We start from the raw sequence: 23,103 nt of genomic DNA, 5'->3' as shown, positions 1-23,103 counted from the left end.
CGGTGTGTTTTTAGTTCCGATCCCGTTCGTAGCAAGCGATCAACACACCGTTATCAAACGTGTGTCGTTTCGTAACATTCCAAGTGAGGGGCGTCATTCCGTTGTCGGGAAATAGACGTTTACCAGAACCAACGATGACCGGATAGTGGATCAATCGAAGTTCATCAATCCGATCCGCTTGATATAGTGCATGAACGAGTTCACTACTGCCCCAGACATGAAGTGGTGATCCGTCCTGTTGTTTCAAGCGTGTTAGTTCAGAAGTCGGTTGATTCAAATATGTCGTTGGCTGCCAAAGGATAGGTGATGTATGACGCGTAGCGACATACTTCATAGCACGATCGGCAACTGGCCAGATATCTGCATGGAGTGGCCAATAACTTGCCCATTGTTCGTAAGTCGCGCGACCGAGCAACAGGGCGCAATCTTCACGCATCCATCCACGAATGACCTGACCAATCTCAGGATGTTGAAACGGAGTAGTCCAACCACCATGGGTAAAACCGTTGCTTACATCTTCTGTCTGATCGCTTGGTGCTTGAATGACACCGTCTAACGATAGATGTTCGAATACGATGATTTTTCGCATGAAAGGTCTCCTTTCGAATACAATCTGCTTATAGCATACCGTAAAAATAAAAATATATAAAAGCGCTTGCAAATAAATATTGCATAAACTGAAATGTTTGTTATAATAAAGGTACCAAATGATTTGGCAAGACGTCAGATGAACGTCGAGTCGACAAGGACTCCGGAAATCCTGTTGATGAATATCATCTCAGAACGCCAACTGTAAATGGCTCAAGAATGCCGGACGACATTCTCTTGGTAGAAGTCGTACCAAGGTATCTTGTTCATTCTAGATGGGAAATCTCGAATGAATGGGAGCTTCCATGATTTCGAAGCTAGGGAAAAGTGGAAGGTAACGAATCGTCTAAAATGAAAAAGTACAGTTCGTGAAAAGGAGTGTTGTCTAGCAGTGATTGTTAGCAACCGAATGTTTGACTGCTTCAAGCGGATGACATTACGCTCCACCTAGGTCCCGAGTACAGTCAGATGATGGAACTGAAACACCATTCTATCGTTAGCCCGATAGCCAGATCTGATTTCTTTCTACCTCTTCGTTAAGAGGAACACCTAAGGTTTTGGAGTACACGAATAGTTCTAACTATGAGAGGAGTTCATCCGTAAGTGAAACCAATTTTATACGAGTAAAAGGTCCCGCGCTTGAAATGAGTTCAAGAGATGGGGACCTTTTTCTGTGTTCATTTTTTTTGATAGCGGTCGGAGACTTTTCCACGTTTTCGATCGCGATAAAAAACATATCCTGCGACAAATCCAATGCCACCCATCGCAAGAATCAAACCAACGAGACCTTGCAATACATATACGTAAGCCGCATCGCCTAAGTATTTAAACGGCACTTGTGCAATTAGAAAAACACTATCACGCATGAGCTTAATACCAATCGCGCCGATGATGCCGGGGATTAATAATGAGAGCAAACCAATGATACGCATAGGACGCCACTCCTTTCCAAGCGTATTGTATCAAAAAATCGATCGTTCTGCGAATCGGGTTTGCTTCCCTATTTTATTCCGAGTACGATAGAAATGTAAGCAGTTTCAAAGGGGGAATTCATATGCATCATCTACTCGTTGTCGGGGCTGGTCAAGGGGGAACAGAAGTCCTGCACGCATTTCAACGTTCACCATTATTAACGGTCATCGGTCTCGTCGATCCAAATATGGAGGCGCCTGGGGTGGCGCTTGCACGGCGTGCGGACATTCGGATCGAAACGAACTGGTCAGCTTTTGAAGGAACGAACGTCGATTTCATTATTGACGCTACAGGAGAACATGGTGTACTTGAGCAATTGATCCATGATTTTCCGGGAGCAGCGGTCTTACCGGGTGAATTCGTCAGAGTGTTGCTCGAGCGATTGACTGAAAAAGAGAAAATGCTCGAAGCGATCATTCATTGTACGAGTGAAGCGATATCCGTTGCTGATCAAGACGGACAGACGATGCTGATCAATCCAGCATATACGCGAATGACCGGTTTCACAGAGCGAGATGTCGTCGGAAAACCAGCAAGTGCCGATATCGGAATGCAGGAATCCGTTCATTTGAAAGTCTTGAATACGGGCGAGAACGTTCGAGATGTTCGAATGAAAATTGGACAAGATCAACGTGATATCATCGTTAATGCGGCACCTGTCATCGTCGATGGACAAGTCCGCGGCTCCGTCGGTGTGATTCGGGATATCTCAGAAATGAAGGCACTGGCCAAAGAATTGAAGGCAGCGCGGCAAAAAATCCGGACACTAGAAGCCAAATATACATTTGATGATATCATCGCTGAGAGTGAAGCGATGCGCTTCGTCGTCGATCAAGCAAAGCTTGCGGCAACGATGCCTGTCAACGTCTTGATTCGCGGTGAATCCGGAACCGGAAAGGAACTGTTCGCACATGCGATTCATGCAGCGAGCGAACGTAAATATGAACAATTCGTCCGCGTCAACTGTGCGGCGATCGCACCGACGTTACTCGAAAGTGAACTATTCGGGTACGAGGAAGGCGCGTTCTCAGGAGCGCGACGTGGCGGGAAACGGGGATACTTCGAAGAAGCGCACGGCGGTTCGCTATTCTTAGATGAGATCGGCGAATTGCCACTCGACGTCCAAGCCAAACTGTTACGCGTGTTACAGGAGAATGAAGTCGTTCGCGTTGGTGGAACAAAGGCGATTCCGGTTGACGTCCGAATCATCGCGGCGACGAATGCGAATCTGGAGCAAAAGATTATCATGAATGAGTTCCGAGAAGATCTCTACTACCGGATCAATCGTTTACCGATTCACATACCAGCACTACGGGAACGACCGGATGACATCGCACCATTGACCTTACACTTACTCCGTAAATTAAATCAAAGTTATGGACGATCGGTCGGACGGATATCGGATGATGTACTTGAAGCAATGAAGAAGCAACCGTGGAAAGGAAATGTCCGCGAGCTTGAAAATGTCATCGGTCGCGCGTTGATTTTTACAGATAAAACAGAAACGGTCTTACGAAAGGGGCATCTTCAGCTTGTCGTGCCACAAACAACGAAAGTTGCGACAAGACAGAAAAAGGAAATCAAACATTTATCAGACGAGATGTCCCACGTCGAAGAACGGTTAATTCGGGAAGCGCTTACTGCCTTTAATGGCAACAAAACAGAAGCGGCGAAACAACTCGGAATTTCTCTCCGGGCACTTTATTACAAAGTGGAACGATTTAACATCTATTCGTAAAGCGCAAATTTTTGCGTGCAATATATTGCAAAAAATGCAAAAGCGTGCAAAATTAAAGACGTTCTTGCTTATCCTACCGTCTCTTTTGAATTGGCACGAAAATTGCTATTACTATTTATGTATGACAGGTGAGGGGGGAATACGGTGAGATTCAGTGAAATGGTCGAGCAGGCAGCTCGACTCGAAGATTCCGTCGTTGCGATTGCAGCTGCGGATGACGAAGAAGTGATGGATGCTGTCGCATTAGCAATTGAGAACGATTTAGCGCGTTTTCATTTGTTCGGGGATGCGACACGGATTCAGCAGATGATTCAAAAACGGGCATTACGGGAGTCACAATTCGTGATTACCCATACCTCTACATCACAAGAAGCGGCAGAACGTGCTGCTTATGCCGTTCGCAAAGGGGATGCGAGCGTCTTGATGAAAGGACTTGTTCCAACAGCAACGTTCATGAAAGCCGTCTTAAACAAAGAAACGGGTCTGCGTTCAGGAAATGTCCTGTCGCATGTCGCGTTGTTCGAAGTACCAGGGCGTGAATCAGCGATTGGATTAACCGACGCAGCGATTCATATCCAACCGTCACTCGAAGACAAGGTGAAGATCATCGAAAACGGTGTCTCCGCCTTACGTGCTCTCGGATACGGCTTACCGAAAGTCGCAGTCTTAGCAGCCGTCGAAGTCGTCAATCCGACGATGCAGGCGACGATTGATGCCGCACTTTTAACACAGATGAACCGACGTAGTCAAATCAAGGATTGCCTTGTAGACGGACCACTCGCGCTTGACAATGCCGTGAATCTCGTCGCTGCCCAGCAAAAAGGGTTAACGGGAGACGTAGCAGGTCAGGCGGATTTACTCGTCGTTCCGCAAATCGAAGTCGGGAACGTCATCTACAAATCACTCATGTATTTCGCACATGCTTCGGTTGCGGCGATTCTCGTCGGGGCACGGGCTCCGGTCGTATTGACAAGCCGTGCCGATACAGCAGAAGCAAAAATGTACTCACTAGCCTTTGCGCTTTTAAATGCTCAACAGACGAAAAAAGTAAAACAAACAATCTGAGGAGGAACTTAAAATGGTCGAAACAAACGTAGAATCACGCTTCAGCATCTTTGAAACAATGGAGATGGAAGATTACGAACAAGTCGTTTTTTGCCACGATAAAGTATCGGGATTAAAAGCGATCATCGCGATTCATGACACGACACTCGGACCGGCACTCGGTGGACTTCGTATGTGGAACTATGCATCAGACGAAGAAGCATTGATTGATGCGCTCCGTTTATCAAAAGGGATGACGTATAAGAACGCAGCTGCTGGTTTGAACCTCGGTGGTGGTAAAGCTGTCATCATCGGCGATGCGAAGACACAAAAGTCAGAAGCACTCTTCCGGGCATTCGGACGTTACGTCCAGTCACTGAATGGTCGTTACATCACAGCAGAAGATGTTAATACGACGGTTGCAGACATGGATTACATCCATATGGAGACAGATTTCGTCACTGGTGTCAGCCCAGCATTCGGATCAAGTGGTAACCCGTCACCAGTTACAGCATACGGTGTCTACCGTGGGATGAAAGCAGCGGCAAAAGAAGTGTACGGAACAGATTCACTTGGTGGAAAAACGATTGCGATCCAAGGTGTCGGTAACGTTGCCTTCAATCTATGCCGTCATTTGCATGAAGAAGGGGCGAAACTGATCGTCACGGACATCAACCAAGAAGCACTTCAACGTGCAGAAGAAGCATTCGGTGCACTGATCGTCGCACCAGAAGACATCTACAGTGTCGAAGCAGATATCTTCGCTCCATGTGCCCTCGGTGCGACATTAAACGACGAGACGATTCCACAATTGAAAGTTAAGATCATCGCCGGTGCGGCAAATAACCAACTCAAAGAAGACCGTCACGGTGACATGCTCGAAGAACGCGACATTTTATACGTACCAGACTTCGTCATCAATGCCGGCGGTGTCATCAATGTTGCTGACGAACTCGACGGATACAACCGTGACCGTGCCATGAAAAAAGTCGAACTCGTCTACGATGCAGTCACGAAAGTATTTGAAATCGCAAAACGCGACCACCTACCAACGTACCGGGCGGCTGAAAAAATGGCAGAAGAGCGTATCGCGACGATGCGTAGTGCCCGTAGTCAGTTCCTACGTCGTGATAAAAACATTCTAGGATCACGCGGCTGATCAGAGGAGGATATCCATGAGCGAACGTATTTTAACGATCAATCCTGGTTCGACGTCGACGAAGATCGGTATTTTCGAAGGGGCGAACCAGGTGTTCACGAAAACGTTACGCCATCCAGCGGAAGCGGTCGGAGGACCGCTTCCAGCACAGCTGGAGATGCGTCGTCATGTGTTACTCGAAGTATTAGCTGAAGAGCAGATTAATTTGAAAGCGCTTACTGCTGTCGTAGGACGCGGTGGGTTACTCCGACCGCTCGTCAGCGGTACGTACGCAGTTAACCGGGAAATGCGAGAAGACTTACTCAGCGGTATTTTTGGCGTCCATGCCTCAAACCTCGGTGGACTTCTTGCGGATGAGATTGCTCGGACACTCGACATCCCATCATTCATCGTTGATCCGGTCGTCGTTGACGAGCTCGAGCCGATTGCGCGGATTACAGGCTTACCTGAACTTGAACGAAAGAGTATTTTTCATGCCTTGAATCAAAAAGCTGTCGCGAAACGGTACGCGAAGGAAATCGGACGTCCGTATGAGGAACTGCGTCTGATCATCGCACACATGGGCGGCGGGATTACGGTCGGTGCGCATCAAGAGGGGCGTGTTATCGACGTCAACAATGGACTCGATGGAGAAGGACCGTTTTCGCCAGAACGTAGCGGATCGCTACCTATTGGTCAACTAGTAGAACTATGTTATAGTACCAAGTATAAACTTGAAGAGATGAAGCGTCTGGTCGTTGGGTCAGGCGGACTTGTCGCGCACTTGGGAACGTTTGACGCGATCGAGATTGAGCGGCGGATTGAAGAGGGCGACGAAAAAGCGGCATTGTTATATGACGCGATGGCGTACCGGATTGCAAAAGAGATCGCTGGTCAAAGTGCTGTCTTGTTCGGTCAGATCGACGCGATCATTCTCACAGGCGGACTTGCCTATAGTGATCGGTTGACGCGTGCGATCGAAGAACGTATCGCCCACCTCGGTCAAGTCGTACGTAGTCCTGGTGAAGATGAGTTGCAGGCGCTCGCAGAAGGAGTGTTGCGTGTCTTACGTGGGGAAGAAGAAGTTAAGGAATATGGAGGCGAACCAACATGGCTAGAGAATTCGACGTCGTTGTCCTAGGTGGTGGACCCGGTGGATATGTCGCCGCGATCCGTGCGGCACAAGCCGGGAAGTCGGTAGCAATCGTGGAACAAGGAAAATTAGGCGGGACATGCTTACATCGTGGCTGCATCCCATCTAAAGCCTTTTTGAAATCAGCAGCAGTCTATCAGACGGTCAAACACGCTGCTACATATGGTGTGGACGTACCGGAATCGTTTTTACGATTCGAACAGGTCAAGCAACGCAAACAAGAGATCGTAGATGGATTAGAGGCAGGCATTCAGCATCTGATGAAAAAAGGAAAGATTGAAGTCTTTCACGGTCGGGGTTCGATTCTTGGACCAAGTATCTTTTCACCGATGCCGGGTACGATCAGCGTCGAGCCGGAAGAAGGCGAAGGCGAGTTGATTCTTCCACGTCAATTGATCGTCGCGACAGGGTCGCGTCCACGTCCATTGAATGGACTTGCTTTTGATTCAGAGTATGTCCTCAGTTCGGATGATGCACTCGATATGGCAGATTTGCCAAAATCGATTGTCATCATCGGCGGTGGCGTCATCGGTGTCGAATGGGCATCGATGTTGACGGATTTTGACGTCGCAGTAACGGTCGTCGAATTCAGCGACCGGATCTTACCGACGGAAGATGCGGCAGTCAGCCGTGAAGTCGCTCGTCAACTGAAAAAGCGTGGCGTCAAGATTCATACGGGTGCAGCTGCACAAAGCGATACGTTCCGGATGTCGGAAGACGGTGTTTCGATCGCAATCGACCGTAACGGAGAACAGACGACGCTTGAAGCGGATAAGTTACTTGTCGCGATCGGTCGAATGGCAAACGTCGAAGGCATCGGAATCGAAAACACGAATATCGTCGTCGAAAATGGCTTCATCCAAGTAGATGACCATTTCCGGACGAAGGATCAACATATCTATGCGATCGGGGATGTCATCGGTCGCTTACAACTAGCGCACGTCGCGTCAGCAGAAGGTGTCAAGGCGGTCGAAGCGATCGTTCACGGAACGACGACACCACTTGAATATGCGTTCGTACCCCGTTGTATCTACAGCGTACCGGAAGCGGCATCGGTCGGTTTGACGGAAGACGAAGCAAAACGTGCCGGAATGGACGTCAAGGTAGGGAGCTTCTCGTTCAACGGATTAGGAAAAGCACGGATCGAAGGAGAGGCAGCAGGCTTCATCAAGCTCGTCTCGGATGCGAAAACGGATGATCTCGTCGGCGTCCACATCGTCGGACCAAAAGCAACGGAACTGATCAGTGAAGGCGGATTAGCGCTCGTACTCAATGCAACGGCATGGGAAGTCGGACAGCTCGTGCATCCGCACCCAGCCTTGTCAGAAGCATTCGGAGAAGCAGCACTTGCAGTCGACGGACTTGCGGTTCACGCCTAAGGAGGAATTACGGATGGAAAAAATAGAATTCAAAGAATTAGTAGAACTTGGATTAACGGAACAGGACGCGATTCACATGTTCGAAACGATGGTCCGTGCGCGGAAGATCGACGAACGGATGTGGAAATTGAACCGAGCGGGTAAAATTCCTTTCCTCGTCTCATGTCAAGGACAAGAAGCTGCTCAAGTCGGTGCGGCGTTCGCCCTTGAAAAAGGAACGGACTACATTTTGCCGTATTACCGTGATTTAGGCGTCGTCTTGCACTTTGGTCAAACATCACGCGATATCATGCTGTCGGCATTCGCAAAGGCAGAAGATCCGAACTCAGGTGGTCGCCAAATGCCAGGACACTATGGTTCACGTGCTTTGAACATCGTCACAGGTTCAAGTCCGGTCACGACACAAGTACCACATGCTGTTGGGATCGCACTAGCTGCGAAGATGCGTAAGGAGCCACTCGTCGCGTACGTCTCGTTCGGAGAGGGCTCTTCAAACCAGGGGGACTTCCACGAAGGGGCAAACTTTGCCGGAATTCACAAGCTTCCGGTCATCTTGTTCTGTGAAAACAACAAATACGCCATTTCGACACCACTCTCGAAACAGTTATCTGCGAAACACGTTGCTGACCGGGCGATCGGTTACGGAATGCCTGGCTATACAGTGGACGGTATTGATCCACTTGCTGTCTTCAAAGTCGTCAAGGAAGCGCGCGAACGCGGATTACGAGGAGAAGGTCCGACCTTGATCGAAGTTGAAGTCGAACGCCTCGTGCCACACTCATCGGATGATGACGATAAATCATACCGTTCTGCTGAAGAACTCGATGCTTTAAAAGCACGTGACGGGATCAAACTCTTCCGTGCGCGTCTGATCGAAATGGGTGTCCTGACGGAAGAATCAGCGACCGCAATCGAACAAACGATGGAAAAAGAAGTCGATGAAGCAACAGCTTATGCGGAAGCAGCGGCTTACGACGCGCCAGAAAATGCATTACGTTATGTGTACGACGAGGAGGAAACGAAATGACGACGTTAAGTTTAATCGAAGCGATCAACAGTGCAATCAAAGAAGAGATGGAACGCGACGAGTCTGTCTTCATCCTCGGCGAAGATGTCGGTGTCCGTGGTGGTGTCTTCCGGGCGACACAAGGATTGCTCGAACAATTCGGAGAAGAACGTGTCATCGATGCACCGCTCGCTGAAAGTGCGATTGCCGGTGTCGGAATCGGAGCTGCGATGTACGGCATGCGCCCGATTGCTGAAATGCAATTTGCTGACTTCATCATGCCAGCAGTCAACCAAATCGTCAGTGAAGCAGCGAAGATTCGGTATCGTTCGAACAACGACTGGACATGTCCGATCGTCATCCGCGCACCGTTTGGCGGTGGTATTCACGGAGCACTCTATCATTCACAATCGGTCGAGGCGATGTTCAACTCGACGCCAGGTTTGAAAATCGTCATCCCATCGAATCCATACGATGCGAAAGGATTGCTAAAGGCAGCGATTCGTTCGAATGATCCGGTCTTGTTCTTCGAGCATAAACGGGGCTATCGTCTGTTGAAAGGGGATGTCCCTGAAGGCGACTATACGGTCGAAATCGGTAAAGCAGACGTCAAGCGTGAGGGCGAAGACGTGACGATCATCACTTACGGACTATGTGTCCATATGGCACTCGAGGCAGCAACACGCCTTGAAAAAGACGGGATCGATGTCCACATCCTTGACTTGCGGACCGTCTATCCAATCGACCGCGAAGCCGTCGTCGAAGCAGCGAAAAAGACGGGGAAAGTCTTGCTCGTCACGGAAGATAATAAAGAAGGCAGCGTCATGAGTGAAGTGTCGGCGATCATTGCAGAAGAAGCATTGTTCGATCTCGATGCACCAATCGAGCGTCTCTGTGGTCCAGACGTTCCAGCGATGCCATACGCTCCGACGATGGAGAAGTTCTTCAACATCTCAAGTGAGAAGATTGAAGATAAAATTCGGACGTTACACGCATACTAAGGGGGAACTGACCGATGAAGACTGAAACACTTACGATGCCACAACTTGGGGAAAGCGTCACTGAAGGGACGATTTCGATGTGGCTCGTCAAACCAGGCGATACTGTCAAAAAATATGATCCGATTGCAGAAGTCATTACCGATAAGGTAACGGCAGAAGTCCCATCTTCGTTTGATGGTGTGATTGAAAAACTGCTTGCTGAAGAAGGTGATACGTTGCAAGTCGGTGACGCGATCGTCACGATGCAAGTCAGCGGCGGAACAACAGAAGTCGCTGCAACAGAACAAGAAGTACCTGCTGTCGAAGAGACGACGACGGCTGATACATCGATGAAAAAACGTTATTCACCAGCTGTCTTGAAACTATCGAGTGAACACGGCATTGATCTCGAACAAGTGACGGGGACAGGAGCCGGCGGACGGATTACCCGGAAAGATCTCTTGAAACTGATCGAGTCTGACTCTATTCCGACACCACAAGCAACTGAACCAAAACCGGAAGCGCAAGCGGCTCCGGTAGCGCCTCCAACAGAAGCACCATCCGCACCGAAACGTCCGGTCAGTACACCACAACCGACGGAAACGGGCGACATCGAGATTCCGACTGCCGGTGTGCGTCAAGCAATCGCTTCGAACATGGTTCGTGCGAAACACGAAGCGCCACATGCCTGGTTGATGATCGAAGTGGATGTCACGAACTTGGTCGAAGCACGTAATCGTCATAAAGATGCGTTCTTCAAACAAGAAGGGGTCAAACTAACGTTCTTGCCGTTCTTCATGAAGGCGACGGTCGAAGGATTGAAGAAACATCCGATCATGAACTCGACATGGGCGGGAGATAAGATCATTCAAAAGAAAGCGATCAACCTATCACTTGCCGTCGCGACGCAGGACGCTCTGTTCGTACCAGTCGTCAAGAATGCGGATGAACTAAGCATCAAGGGAATCGCACGCGCGATTGATGACTTCGGGAAACGCGCACAAGCAGGCACGTTGTCGTCTGCAGAGATGCAAGGCGGGACGTTTACGGTCAACAATACGGGCTCATTCGGTTCAATCCAATCAGCACCGATCCTTAACTTCCCGCAGGCGGCGATTCTATCTGTTGAATCAATCGTCAAACGTCCAGTTTGGGTGAACGGCATGTTCGCAGCACGCGACATGGTCAACCTCTGTATGTCGATCGACCACCGGGTACTCGACGGACTAGTGGCCGGACAGTTCCTGCAAACCGTCAAACAAGCACTCGAATCGATCGATCCGAACCAACTTTCCTTATACTGAGAGTTTCCAGTTGACAGGGAAGAAGAAGCATCGTAATATAAGAATCAATTCAACACACGATAGCAAAGACGAAGAGAAGTAACTTGTGAAACGATTCAAGAGAGCTGATGGGTGGTGCGAATCAGTATCGGGTAACAAGCGAATGGCCTTCTGAGCTTCAGACCGAATCCCTTCAGTGGGTAGTAGGCTCTGACGGGTTCCTCCCGTTATCGGGGTCGACGAATCAGGACAATGGTCCGGTTCGTTTCAAAGGGGACGGTGTCAGCATCGTCAACGAAGGTGGTACCGCGGGTCTTCCCGTCCTTCATGTTCTACATGAATGGGCGAGAAGACCCTTTTCGTATACAATCGAATCGAACAAATCGTAGAGTGAGTTAAGTAGCGAGACAACATCGGCGTTTCAGAGAGCGGAAGAATGGTGCGACTTCCGTACGGCGAGGTTTCGTGAATGGTCTCATGAGAGCGTGGCTGAACGAAGAAGTAGGTCGCGACGGATGCCCCCGTTATCGTAGGCTATGATGTCTCTTATGTAGACGCATCAGACAGAGTGGGAACGGTCGAACCGTTCCAATCGAGAGGTGGCACCGCGAGATAATCGTCCTCCATGCAGCATACGCTGTGTGGGGGACTTTTTTATATTCCAGGAGGCGAACAGGGATGGTTCAGACAGACGCACTTATCATCGAACAACTTGAACTAAACGGCGACGAGATGACGCCGATCATGATTTTTCAACAACTGAGCGGAACACAGAAGTGTTTGCTTGAAAGTTCTACGCATACGGATCAAGGACGGTATTCGATCATCGGTGTTGATCCGGTGGAGATGATTCGCGCAGAGGGACGGACCGTGACGCGGGAACAGTTGACGACAGGTCGATTGACGCAGGAAACGGGTGATCCAGTACGACTGATGCAACAGATGATCCTCCGGGATGGCGTTGAAGAAGACCTTCCGTTTTTAGCGGGTGGGATCGGATATGTCGGTTACGACATGATGCGCGCCTATGAAACGCTTGGTGATATTCCAGAGCGAACGAGACAACTACCGGACGCGCTACTCGCCGTATACGACCAAATCATCCTGTTCGATCATCTCGAACATCGTGTTCATTTGATTCAGACGTCGCTCGGTGGCATCACCGATCGTGATGAATTACGTCAACGTCTAGCAGAGCGGAAAGTACAACTTGAGCAACCGCGAGAGCGAACGGATATTGAGCGTCCACTCCGAGATGTCGTCTACGAACCATTGATGGATCAAGAGACGTTTGAAGGACTCGTCGAACAAGCGAAGAGACATATCCGCCAAGGCGACGTCTTCCAGCTCGTACTCTCACAGCGCCTCGATGCGACGTTCTCAGGTGACCCGTTCCAGTTTTACCGGAAGCTCCGCAAGGACAATCCAAGCCCTTATCTCTTCTATATCGACTTAGGGGAAGCAATCGTACTCGGTGCCTCCCCGGAAAGTTTGGTCCAAGTCAAAGGGAATCGCGTGACGACGAATCCGATTGCTGGCACACGCCGCCGGGGGAAGACGAAAGAGGAGGACGAACGGCTGGCAGAGGAGTTGCTTCACGATGAGAAGGAACGCGCCGAGCACAGGATGCTCGTTGATCTCGGACGCAACGACCTCGGTCGGATTTGTCAGATCGGTACCGTCGAGGTGACACGTTTCATGCAAATCGAGCGCTTCAAGAACGTCATGCACCTCGTCTCCGTCGTCGAAGGCACGTTAGCAGACGGAAAGACCGGAGCAGACGCACTCGTCTCTTGTCTACCAGCTGGGACGGTCACGGGAGCTCCGAAAATCCGAGCGATGCAGTTGATTGACCAGTACGAACAGGTGAAACGAGAAGTATATGCCGGGGCTGTCGGCTATTTCGATGTTCGGGGGAATATGGATTTTGCCCTCGCCATCCGGACGATGGTGATCAAAGATGGTGTCGCCTCTGTGCAAGCAGGTGCTGGCATCGTCTACGACTCGATTCCACGCCTCGAGTACCAGGAGACGTTACACAAAGCGAAATCACTACTGGAGGTTTGGAAATGATCGTCCTGATTGATAACTATGATTCCTTTACCTATAACCTATACCAATACGCATCCGTTTATACGGACGTCCACGTCATTCGAAACGATGCGGTCAGCATAGAAGGACTCCGCGAGATGAAGCCGGACGGCATCATCCTCTCACCGGGTCCCGGTCGCCCGGCTGACGCTGGCATCTGCATCGATCTGATTCGTCAATTATCGGGTCAAGTACCGATTCTCGGTGTCTGTCTCGGACATCAGGCAATCGGCGAAGCATTCGGAGGAAACGTCGTCGAAGCACCGGTCATCATGCACGGGAAGACATCGATGATTCGACAATCGGGACAACTCTTCGCCGAAATGACGGAAACGTTAGAAGTCATGCGCTATCATTCGCTGATCGTCGCTCGAAACGACTTACCGACGGAGCTCGTCATCACAGCAGAAACGGATGACCGGACGATTATGGCGCTCGAACACAAAACACATCCAACCTTCGGAATCCAGTTCCATCCGGAATCCGTCGGAACACCACAAGGACAGCAGATGATTAAACGATTCATTGAATTGACGAAGGAGTGACAAACGATGAAAGAGACGTTATTAAAATTAGCGGAAGCAAAACATTTACGATATGAAGAGATGCAACAGGCAGCACGCGAACTGTTTGCGGAAGACGTGACCGATAGCGAAATTGCCGCTTTTCTCGTTGCATTAAAAGCAAAAGGGGAGACTGCAGAAGAATTAGCTGGTCTCGCTTCGATCATGCGCGAGGTCGCCCTCGACATTCCGGTCACGGGTGAGTTCATGGATAACTGCGGTACAGGAGGCGACGGCTCACAATCGTTTAACATCAGTACGACAGCCGCCTTCGTTCTAGCCGGTGCTGGTATGAAAGTCGCAAAACACGGGAACCGGAGTGTCTCGAGTAAAACGGGCAGCGCTGATGTGCTCGAAGCACTCGGTGTTTCGCTCGATGCGACACCGGAACGTTTAGCAGAACAGCTCGAGTCGAACGGAATCGCCTTCTTGTTTGCGCAACGGATGCATCCACGTGTCAAGCAAATCATGAAGGTCCGACGCGATTTGCGGATTCCGACAATCTTTAACTTGATCGGTCCATTGACGAACCCAGTTCCGCTCAAGACACAACTATTAGGAATTTACCGCGAGGATATGCTCGTGACGATGGCATTGACTTTACATCGACTCGGCCGGAAGCGGGCAATCGTCTTGCACGGTGCGAACGGAATGGATGAAGCGTCCCTTGCCGGAACGAACCAACTCGTCTTACTCGACGCAGGCGAGCTGATTCGCTTCAGTCTTCATCCGGAGGAAGTCGGACTGAAGACCGCACCGCTTGAAGCGATTCGCGGAGGTAGTGCACAAGAAAATGCGACCATTTTACTGCAAGTCCTTGGTGGTGAGCATGGTGCTTATCGTGACACGGTCCTACTCAATGCTGGAATTGCCCTCTTTGCAGCGAACCGTGCGAAGACGATTCAAGAAGGAATCGCTTTAGCAGCAGATAGCATCGACTCAGGACGAGCGATGGAACGATTGAATCAATTACGACAAATGACTCGGGAGGAAGCAATCGGATGAATATCTTAGATCGCATCATCGAAACGAAACGGACAGAAGTCCTACAATTGAAATTAACTGGCGTCGAACGGATCGACCGGGAGGCATTGAAGCCGTCGATTAAGCAACGACTATCGGGAGCGGAGTTATCCGTCATCGCGGAAATCAAACGAGCGTCGCCATCAAAAGGGGCAATCGCACTTGACGTCGATGTCGTCGCTCAGGCGAAACAATATGAAGCGAGTGGGGCGACCGTCATCTCCGTCTTGACGGACGAGACGTACTTCAAAGGATCGATGGATGATTTAGCGGCAGTCGCTGCAGCAGTCGACATCCCGGTGCTTTGTAAGGACTTCATGATTGATCGGATTCAAATCGATCGGGCAAAAGCACATGGGGCACGGTTGATTCTCTTGATCGTCGCCGCTCTCGAGCAGGAGATGCTTGCTGACTTGTATGCGTATGCTTACGCAGAAGGACTTGAGGTCTTGGTCGAAGTCCATGACGAAGAGGAGTTACGCCGAGCAGAGGCGATCGGTGCGCAAATCATTGGCATCAACAACCGGAACTTGAAAAAATTCGAAGTTGATTTACAGACATCGGTGGGATTACTCGAACAAAAACAACCGGACGTCCGGTATATCAGTGAGAGTGGCATCAAGACGGTCGAGGAAGCACAGCGATTACACGCTGCCGGTGCAGACGGTATCCTCGTCGGCGAGACGTTGATGCGGGCAGACGATCCGCAAATCTTCATCCGAGAAGTGAGTGGCGTTCGCGTATGACACGGATTAAGTTCTGTGGTCTCCGGGAAAGAGAACATGTCGAAGCGGCAGTTCGCTTAGCGGACTACATCGGCTTTATCTTTGCTAAAAGTAAACGACAGGTTACGCTGGAAGAGGCAGCTCGTCTCAGACGCGACATTCCAAAAACGGTCCAGGTCGTCGGTGTCTTCGTCTCCCCGACTTACCAGCAGGTGACCGACGCGGTCGAGCAAGTCGCGCTAGATCTCGTCCAAATTCATGGTGTCATTCCGGACGGAGAGTTACCGGTTCCGACCATTCAAGCGATTCCGGTGACGGACATCGGACAAGTAGAGCAACAGACGGATTATTTGCTCGTTGACGCACCGGTTGCTGGAAGTGGCGAGACATTCGACTGGTCACGAGACATTCAAGCCGATCGACCACTGTTCATTGCCGGTGGCTTGACAGCAGGAAACGTCGGAGAAGCAATCAAACGATATCACCCGTTCGCGGTCGATGTCTCAAGTGGCATCGAGACGGATGGACGGAAAGATCCCATCAAAATGCAGGCATTCGCAGATGCCGTAAAGGAGAGAGAAGCATGAGCTACGCACAACCGGATACACTAGGACAATACGGTAAATACGGAGGACGCTACATCCCGGAAACATTGATGCACGCGGTGATCGAACTCGAAGAAGCATACGCAACAGTAAAAGAAGATCCAGCATTTCAAGCACGGATGGACGAATTGCTGAAAGAATACGTCGGACGTGAAACACCACTTTATTTTGCCGAACATTTGACGCAAACGATCGGTGGCGCAAAGATCTATTTGAAACGAGAAGACTTGAACCATACCGGTGCCCATAAAATCAACAATACGATTGGTCAAGCGTTACTGGCTGAACGGATGGGGAAACGAAAAATCGTTGCTGAGACAGGAGCAGGACAACACGGTGTCGCGACAGCGACGGTCTGTGCCTTGCTCGACCTCGAGTGCGTCATCTTCATGGGAGAAGAGGACGTCCGTCGTCAAGAGTTGAACGTCTTCCGGATGGAGTTACTTGGAGCAACCGTCATCCCGGTCACGCAAGGGAGTCGGACACTCAAAGATGCCGTCAATGAAGCGCTCCGTTACTGGGTCAAACATGTCGAAGACACGCATTACTTGATGGGTTCTGTTCTCGGACCACACCCATTCCCGCAACTCGTCCGTGATTTCCAAGCGGTCATCGGAAAAGAGACACGACGCCAAATCATCGAAAAAGAAGGACGTCTGCCGGAGGCGATTGTCGCTTGTGTTGGCGGTGGCAGTAATGCAATCGGGATGTTCCATCCGTTCATCGATGATACGGACGTGCAGTTGTACGGCATCGAAGCAGCCGGAAGCGGTGTTGAGACGGATAAACACGCAGCGACGATGACAAAAGGAGAGGTCGGTGTCTTGCATGGCTCGATGATGTATCTCTTACAGGATGCACATGGTCAAGTACAGGAAGCACATTCAATCTCAGCTGGACTGGATTACCCGGGCGTCGGACCGGAGCATAGCTTGCTAAAAGATATCGGTCGCGTCCAGTATGAAGCCGTGACGGACGAACAAGCACTGGAAGCACTCCAGTTGTTGAGCCGCAAGGAGGGAATCATCCCGGCACTTGAGTCGGCACACGCGATTGCCTACGCGACTCAACTCGCGGCAGAGATGGACAAAGAAGAGATTCTCGTCATCTGCCTATCAGGACGCGGCGACAAAGACGTCGTCACTGTCAGAAACGCACTAAAGGGGGAAGCATGATGCGATTAGAAACAGCCATTCGTACCGTTACGAGCAAAGGGGAGAAAGCCTTCATCCCGTACGTGATGGGGGGAGATGGAGGAATTGATCAACTCCCGGAAATCCTTTCGTTTCTCGCTGAATCCGGCGCGACAGCGATTGAAGTCGGTGTCCCGTTTTCGGATCCCGTCGCTGACGGTCCGGTCATTCAAGAAGCGGGACTCCGGGCGCTAGAAGCGAACGTCGGACTGAAGGATGTCCTTGAGGCAGTTCGCGTTGCCCGTCAGACCGTCGATGTTCCGGTCGTTTTGATGACGTACCTGAATCCAATTTTCCGCTACGGATTACCAGCGTTTCTAGCGACATGCCGCGAAGTCGGGGTTGACGGATTAATCATTCCTGATTTGCCGCTTGAGCAGAGCGAACAGTTCTTCGAACAAGAAGACAAATCGGACATCGCGCTCGTTCAACTCGTCTCCTTGACGAGTCCGATGGAGCGGATCCAAAAGATTGCCGATAAAAGTGAAGGCTTCCTCTATGCGGTCACGGTCAACGGAACGACAGGCGGACAGACGACGTTTGATACGGCGCTCGAAGACCACTTAGCAAACGTCGCAGCAAACAGTCCAGTACCGGTCCTTGCTGGGTTCGGGATCAGTACACCGGAACATGTCAAACAATTGAGTCGCCCAGTCTCGGGTGTCATCGTCGGTAGTAAGATCGTCGACTTACTCCATCAGAATGATCGAGAAACGATTCAACAGTTGATGGCAGCTCGTCTTGCGGCGACGCCGTCACATTAATAAAAAAGAGCTGACTCAAAAGTCAGTCTCTATAAAGAAAAGGGTGGCAGAATGATGATCTGCCACCCTTTACTCGTAAAAAAAAATGACGCGTCACACGCAACTCCTACAGGAAAAAGCGCATTTATGCGCTTGAGAGACGAACAAGCCCGCATTTCTGCTTGAGTGAAGCAGGAAAGCGGGTCTTGTGTCTCGCCTGAGGAAAGGGCGTGAAAAGACGCGTCATTCTTTTTTTAGTCAGTCCCTTTTTCGTATAGATGTCACTGTTGAACGAGCGACTTCTGCAAGTTGGTATACAGCGGTTCGAATCCGAGTTCCTCATAAAACGTGGCGGCACGATCGTTGACCGCCCAGACATTCAAGCGAACCGCATCGACCTTTCGCTCGAGTGCGAGTTCTTCCGCCGCCTGCATCAACTGGCGACCGGTTCCCGATGAACGATGGGAAAAAGTGACACCAACGTCGGTGACGTTCAGGATCCGAACGGGCTTGAACCGGTCAGGTGCTGGTGCCGTCCATTTACCGAACAAGTAACCGGTGATGTTGTCTCCGTCGAGCGACGTCAGACAGAGGTGTTGTTCTGAATCGAGCATTTGTTCTAAGGACTCTAGCGTATAAGGCGTCAAAACATCTGGATGAAAATGTGGTGATAACCGCTTATGATGCTCGAACGTCTCTGCCGTCAAGGAAAGTAGGACAGAGAGGTCTGAAGTACGGCTCGTGCGGATCATCAAACAATCACTCCAATCATCGATTTTGTTTGAGTACTTCGGCGACGAGACCCGATACATACGGACTGCCACGATCTTCTTTTTCGACCGATTCAATCATGATGGCAACGAGAAGATCTTTTTTGTCGTTGTCGTAACCGACGAAGAAGCCGTTCTCTTTTCCATCGGTTTCGCCTGCCTTTTTCAATTCTGCCGTGCCGGTCTTACCGGCAACATCGACTTCCTTGATGTCAGCCGGAAGTGTGTAGCCGTTATGGACGACGTCATAGAGATCATCGCGAATCATCTTCGCGTCATTCGCATCTAGCAGATCTTTTTTGAAGACTTGCTTCGTTTTTTCCTCTTGTAAAAGGGTCGGACGATAAATCGTTCCGTCAGTTAGGAAAATTTCATACATCGACGCTAGGTGGAGAATGTTTGTCAGCATCTGTCCTTGTCCATACGACGTATCCATCAGCTGTCCATCTGAAGCAATCGTCCCGTCGTTTGAGATTTGAGAAGCGCGTAACGGATACGTAAACGGTAGCTTCTCTCCGTATCCGAGTGCTTCAAGTCCAGACGTGAACGCCTTCGTTCCAACCTGTTCGAGTGTCGAACGGGCGAAGTAGATGTTATCGGAATAAACGAGCGCATTGTGCAGATTAACGGGTGCTGGCGTCTCGTGAATCCGCGTGACATTAAAACCATCGATCTTATTTTTCAGCCCATTGATTGTATAGGCTTTTTCCGGGTCGAGTGTTCCACTCTTTAAGCCAACCGCGGCCGTCAGTGGTTTTTGAGTCGAACCGGGTGCGAAGGCACTCGTGAATCGGTTCAACAGCGGTTGATCCGGGTCCTGAGTCAGTTCATCGAGTCTTGCTTGCGAGATACCTGACATGAACTCAGAAGGATCAAAGCCTGGGGAGCTGAGTAAGACACGCGTCTCACCAGTCCGCGGATCGATTGCCGATGCCGTTCCTGGATCCTCTTTCATCGTGTCATATGTTTTTTTCTGGAGCGTAGCATCAATCGTCAACGGGATATCCTCACCGTCCGTCGGTTTCGTTTCAGCGACGGTGACGCTTGACCCGTCTTTCTTTTGTAGAATGATTGAAGCTCCAGCTTTACCGCGTAAGCGATCATCAAGGACTTGTTCGAGACCCCGTTTCCCGATCTGTTCGCCAGCTTGGATTTTATTTTTCGATTCTTTAATCTCGTCTGCTGTCGCCGAACCGATATAACCGATCAAGTGTGAAGCGGCCTTTCCGAGTGGGTATGTTCGGACTTCCGTCTCTTTGACGCTGATCCCTGGAATGTCACGCAATTTCGATACCGTTGTTTCATCGGTCAGTGTTTTGAGCGGAACGAATTGTCCATCCTTGACCCAACTTGCTTTTAAGGAATCTTCAACCGATGAGGTCGGACGGTCAAGCAACTTGGCAACTTGTGCGACATCTTTAAGTTGTCCTGCAGTTGCGCCGACAGCATATCCTTTACCGGAGGTCGCGAGCGGTTTATCGTTCGCGTCGAGTAAATCACCGCGTTTCCCTTCAACGGTTTGTAACTGAACCTTGTCTTCTTTCTTAAAGTCTTTTAGAACAAACGAAGAGTCCCATTCAATGAACCAGTTTTCTGTTTCTCCTTGTTTCTCGAATGTTAACGGGACTTGTTTATCATAAGCAACGGCTCCTGCAACCGTATCAAAGGAGATTCGTACGGGAAGGGACGCTTTTTCGTCATCCGTTGCTTCCTTCGCTTTCTTCCGTTCGACGGATAACTTTTTGATATCAAGCGATTTCGACAACTGTTTTGTCCGGTCGATGAATTCTTTTTTTCCGTATTCCTTTTTAGTAGCCGTACTCGCGTACGTATACATCTTATCGTAATCTTGTTTTTCCCAAAGTTTGATGTAGGCATCAAGACGTTCTTCAGGTGTCGGCTGATCTTGACATCCGGCAAGTAACGTCACACCAAACGTCGCTGATAAAAGAAAGGGGATCGTTCGTTTCATGGGTTTCGCCTCCGTTGTGGATTAGACTCATAACCATACCGTACCATTCCTGTCAGGAGATTTCATCTGAAACACAAAACCGGACTTCTCATGGTGAGAAGTCCGGTGAATCAAGCTTAGTTGAAGTAATTGAGTGGATTGACACTGTTTGCAGCAGACGTTCCGCTGTAGACGTAAGGACCGCGATGCATTTCGAAGTGAAGATGCGCACCGAACGCGTTACCTGTTGCACCAATCGTACCGATTTTCGATCCTTTTGCAATCGTCTGTCCGACCGAAACGGAGCGACTGTTTAAGTGTGCATACACCGTCGTATATTGAATGCCATTGACGGTATGCGTCATCATGACATGATTTCCGTATGCGCCGTAATAACGGGATGTGATGACTTTACCAGCGGCTGATGCATAGACAGGTGTACCTGTTGGAGCGCCGATATCGATGCCGTTATGGAACGTATAACCGTAAACGCCACTTGCAGCACCATATCCTTGCGTGATTGGACCGCTTGCTGGACGCGAGAAGCCAGTCGTTGCTTTTGTTGAAGTCGTTGTGCTGTATTTTTTTACGTATGTAGAAGAAACGTAGCGTGATGCGCCACCGTATGAAATTTTTGTCCATGAACCGGAAACACCGAGATAATTGAATGTCTGTCCTGTATTGACGATACCGACGATTTTATAAGCCGTTGATGGACCTGTACGAACACGAAGTCCGTCTGCCATGACTTTTACTTTATATGTCGTTGCGGCCTCAACTTTCGAAGCACTCGTTGTTGCAAAACCTGAAACTACCAAAGCTGTCATTGTCATTGTTGTAAGTAAACGTTTCATTGAGTGTATTTCCTCCTTAAAAATCTGAAGCGCCAGAACTGATCATTACAAAATTGTAAGATTTTATGTATAATTATTTATTTTAAAGAATGATTTTTCGCCTGAGATGATTATAGCATCGTCAATAACACGAAAATATTTCAAATATGTTTCAAAATTACGCTTTGTTAACATATATTGTAATGGATTAATAAGTAAAAAAGAACTGACGGAGAGTCAGTTCTTTTTTCTATGAACCTATACTGTTATTCAGCAGAAGAGGGTGAAAACACAGTTAAATGTTGCGGGAGTACCTCGACAGTCACGGGAACATGACCTGCTGTATCCCCATCGGCATTAATCGGCAATTCTTCTTTCGAGCGAATTTCGACACGTGTCGTCGTGAAGTGTTCGATTTGATCTGCTTTTGATAATCCACCCGTGATGAGTTTGGGTAATGCTTGGAGCGCATCAAAGAATCCAAGCTTCGTAATGATGAAACCGTGCAACAGTCCATCATCGACTTTTGCGTCTTCTGCAAAGGATTCGAACCCGCCAACGGAATTCGTCAAGGCGATGATCAACAAGTGCGCTTCTCCATCGAATTGTTTCTCAGCAGAATCGATTTCAATCGGATAGGGGCTATGCTCCTTGAAGGCTTTTAGACCTTCAATGAAATAAGCGACTGATCCGAGTGACGTCTTTTGTTCGACACTGACCTCCTCGACGGCTTCCGCAATCAGACCAACAGCGATGACGTTCATGAAGTAATGGTCATCATATTTACCGATATCGAGCGGTCGGGAAGGGGCGTCAGCTAAGATCTGAATCGCCTCTTCGGGATCCGTCGGGATGTGTAACGCACGGGATAAATCGTTCACTGTTCCTAGTGGGACGATTCCGAGCGTTGGGCGATGCGGTTGTTCGGCGATCCCAGTGATGACTTCATTGACCGTTCCGTCACCCCCCATGGCGATGACAGCGTCGTAATTAGACTGGGCGGCATGACGCGCAAATTCCGTCGCATCGTGTTCTTTTTCCGTGAACCGAACGTCGACGGTTTCAAAACGAGTAGCAAGTGTTTCTTCGGCAAGCGTTGCGTGTTTTTTTCCGAGTTCTTTACCGGAAGACGGGTTGATGATGAGCATGACTTGAGACAAGATGAATTCCTCCTTCAGGACAATCTGTTGACTTTTTCCCTGTCCGATGAAAACATAATCCAAATTCTTTTTGACAAGACGAATTGTAATATTAAGTGCAACACCTAGCTGAAAACACAAAAAAACCCATAACGACCTCGTGTAGAATAGAGTTACCACACAAAA

At 49.6% G+C, this 23,103-nt stretch carries 21 protein-coding genes and 2 other annotated features; of the genes, 15 read left to right on the top strand and 6 right to left on the bottom strand.

The annotated features are described in order from the left end of the window. Positions 1–10: 10 nt before the first annotated feature. Both KNQ15_RS04740 and KNQ15_RS04735 read right to left on the bottom strand, forming a co-directional pair. Complete coding sequence (locus KNQ15_RS04740; RefSeq protein ID WP_214728064.1) at positions 11–589, bottom strand: dihydrofolate reductase family protein; 579 nt, start codon at positions 587–589, stop codon at positions 11–13. A 676-nt stretch (positions 590–1,265) separates the two neighbouring features. Continuing rightward, positions 1,266–1,520, bottom strand: a complete 255-nt coding sequence (locus KNQ15_RS04735) for a DUF2627 family protein (protein WP_023467590.1) — start codon at positions 1,518–1,520, stop codon at positions 1,266–1,268. A gap of 122 nt (positions 1,521–1,642) precedes the next feature. Here KNQ15_RS04735 and KNQ15_RS04730 point away from each other — a divergent pair, with 122 nt between their 5' ends. The 15 genes from KNQ15_RS04730 to trpA all read left to right on the top strand — a co-directional run bounded on the left by KNQ15_RS04730 (position 1,643) and on the right by trpA (position 18,245). Further along, positions 1,643–3,298, top strand: a complete 1,656-nt coding sequence (locus KNQ15_RS04730) for a sigma-54 interaction domain-containing protein (protein WP_214728062.1) — start codon at positions 1,643–1,645, stop codon at positions 3,296–3,298. A gap of 144 nt (positions 3,299–3,442) precedes the next feature. Further along, positions 3,443–4,363, top strand: a complete 921-nt coding sequence (gene yqiS / locus KNQ15_RS04725; RefSeq protein ID WP_214728060.1) for a phosphate butyryltransferase — start codon at positions 3,443–3,445, stop codon at positions 4,361–4,363. Positions 4,364–4,376: 13 nt separating this feature from the next. Beyond that, the gene (locus tag KNQ15_RS04720; RefSeq protein ID WP_023467593.1) at positions 4,377–5,501 is read left to right on the top strand and encodes a Leu/Phe/Val dehydrogenase; all 1,125 of its coding nucleotides are present in this window, start codon (positions 4,377–4,379) and stop codon (positions 5,499–5,501) included. A gap of 16 nt (positions 5,502–5,517) precedes the next feature. Beyond that, a complete protein-coding gene (gene buk, locus KNQ15_RS04715) occupies positions 5,518–6,621 on the top strand; it encodes a butyrate kinase (RefSeq protein ID WP_214728058.1) in 1,104 nt (367 codons plus the stop codon). After that, positions 6,591–8,012 (top strand): dihydrolipoyl dehydrogenase, encoded by a 1,422-nt coding sequence (gene lpdA, locus KNQ15_RS04710; RefSeq protein WP_023467594.1) that lies wholly within the window; start codon positions 6,591–6,593, stop codon positions 8,010–8,012. Before buk ends, lpdA begins: the two co-directional genes overlap by 31 nt. 13 nt (positions 8,013–8,025) lie before the next feature. Continuing rightward, positions 8,026–9,039, top strand: a complete 1,014-nt coding sequence (locus KNQ15_RS04705) for a thiamine pyrophosphate-dependent dehydrogenase E1 component subunit alpha (protein ID WP_214728056.1) — start codon at positions 8,026–8,028, stop codon at positions 9,037–9,039. Continuing rightward, positions 9,036–10,019 carry an alpha-ketoacid dehydrogenase subunit beta gene (locus tag KNQ15_RS04700; protein WP_023467596.1) on the top strand — a complete coding sequence of 328 codons (984 nt, stop codon included), beginning with the start codon at positions 9,036–9,038 and terminating at the stop codon, positions 10,017–10,019. The genes KNQ15_RS04705 and KNQ15_RS04700 overlap by 4 nt, the downstream gene beginning before the upstream one ends. 14 nt (positions 10,020–10,033) lie before the next feature. Continuing rightward, positions 10,034–11,302, top strand: a complete 1,269-nt coding sequence (locus tag KNQ15_RS04695) for a dihydrolipoamide acetyltransferase family protein (RefSeq protein ID WP_214728055.1) — start codon at positions 10,034–10,036, stop codon at positions 11,300–11,302. A gap of 56 nt (positions 11,303–11,358) precedes the next feature. Then, positions 11,359–11,610 (top strand) — a binding site (T-box leader). Positions 11,611–11,658: 48 nt separating this feature from the next. Beyond that, positions 11,659–11,908 (top strand) — a binding site (T-box leader). Between the two features lie 51 nt (positions 11,909–11,959). Continuing rightward, the gene (gene trpE / locus KNQ15_RS04690; RefSeq protein WP_214728053.1) at positions 11,960–13,354 is read left to right on the top strand and encodes an anthranilate synthase component I; all 1,395 of its coding nucleotides are present in this window, start codon (positions 11,960–11,962) and stop codon (positions 13,352–13,354) included. After that, positions 13,351–13,917, top strand: a complete 567-nt coding sequence (locus KNQ15_RS04685) for an anthranilate synthase component II (RefSeq protein WP_214728051.1) — start codon at positions 13,351–13,353, stop codon at positions 13,915–13,917. The genes trpE and KNQ15_RS04685 overlap by 4 nt, the downstream gene beginning before the upstream one ends. Before the next feature lie 6 nt (positions 13,918–13,923). Then, entirely contained in the window at positions 13,924–14,940 is a 1,017-nt protein-coding gene (gene trpD, locus KNQ15_RS04680; protein WP_214728049.1) for an anthranilate phosphoribosyltransferase, read from the top strand. Continuing rightward, positions 14,937–15,704 (top strand): indole-3-glycerol phosphate synthase TrpC, encoded by a 768-nt coding sequence (trpC, locus tag KNQ15_RS04675; RefSeq protein WP_214728047.1) that lies wholly within the window; start codon positions 14,937–14,939, stop codon positions 15,702–15,704. The genes trpD and trpC overlap by 4 nt, the downstream gene beginning before the upstream one ends. Continuing rightward, positions 15,701–16,270, top strand: a complete 570-nt coding sequence (locus tag KNQ15_RS04670) for a phosphoribosylanthranilate isomerase (protein WP_214728045.1) — start codon at positions 15,701–15,703, stop codon at positions 16,268–16,270. Before trpC ends, KNQ15_RS04670 begins: the two co-directional genes overlap by 4 nt. Then, positions 16,267–17,463 (top strand): tryptophan synthase subunit beta, encoded by a 1,197-nt coding sequence (gene trpB, locus KNQ15_RS04665; protein WP_214728043.1) that lies wholly within the window; start codon positions 16,267–16,269, stop codon positions 17,461–17,463. Before KNQ15_RS04670 ends, trpB begins: the two co-directional genes overlap by 4 nt. After that, entirely contained in the window at positions 17,463–18,245 is a 783-nt protein-coding gene (trpA, locus tag KNQ15_RS04660) for a tryptophan synthase subunit alpha (RefSeq protein ID WP_214728041.1), read from the top strand. The genes trpB and trpA overlap by 1 nt, the downstream gene beginning before the upstream one ends. Positions 18,246–18,505: 260 nt before the next feature. On the opposite strand, the gene KNQ15_RS04655 is transcribed toward trpA, so the two are convergent. From KNQ15_RS04655 to KNQ15_RS04640, 4 genes are all read right to left on the bottom strand, one after another. After that, complete coding sequence (locus KNQ15_RS04655; RefSeq protein ID WP_214728039.1) at positions 18,506–18,976, bottom strand: GNAT family N-acetyltransferase; 471 nt, start codon at positions 18,974–18,976, stop codon at positions 18,506–18,508. A 16-nt stretch (positions 18,977–18,992) separates the two neighbouring features. After that, positions 18,993–20,966 (bottom strand): penicillin-binding transpeptidase domain-containing protein, encoded by a 1,974-nt coding sequence (locus tag KNQ15_RS04650; protein WP_214728037.1) that lies wholly within the window; start codon positions 20,964–20,966, stop codon positions 18,993–18,995. A 116-nt stretch (positions 20,967–21,082) separates the two neighbouring features. Continuing rightward, positions 21,083–21,799 (bottom strand): peptidoglycan DD-metalloendopeptidase family protein, encoded by a 717-nt coding sequence (locus tag KNQ15_RS04645; RefSeq protein WP_214728035.1) that lies wholly within the window; start codon positions 21,797–21,799, stop codon positions 21,083–21,085. Positions 21,800–22,044: 245 nt separating this feature from the next. Then, positions 22,045–22,938 (bottom strand): diacylglycerol/lipid kinase family protein, encoded by an 894-nt coding sequence (locus tag KNQ15_RS04640; protein WP_214728033.1) that lies wholly within the window; start codon positions 22,936–22,938, stop codon positions 22,045–22,047. Positions 22,939–23,103: the final 165 nt, after the last annotated feature.

Source organism: Exiguobacterium sp. s168, from assembly GCF_018619035.1.
Taxonomy (GTDB): domain Bacteria; phylum Bacillota; class Bacilli; order Exiguobacteriales; family Exiguobacteriaceae; genus Exiguobacterium_A; species Exiguobacterium_A acetylicum.
The sequence above is the reverse complement of the archived record's forward strand: the minus strand, read 5'-3'. Positions and strand labels throughout refer to the sequence as shown.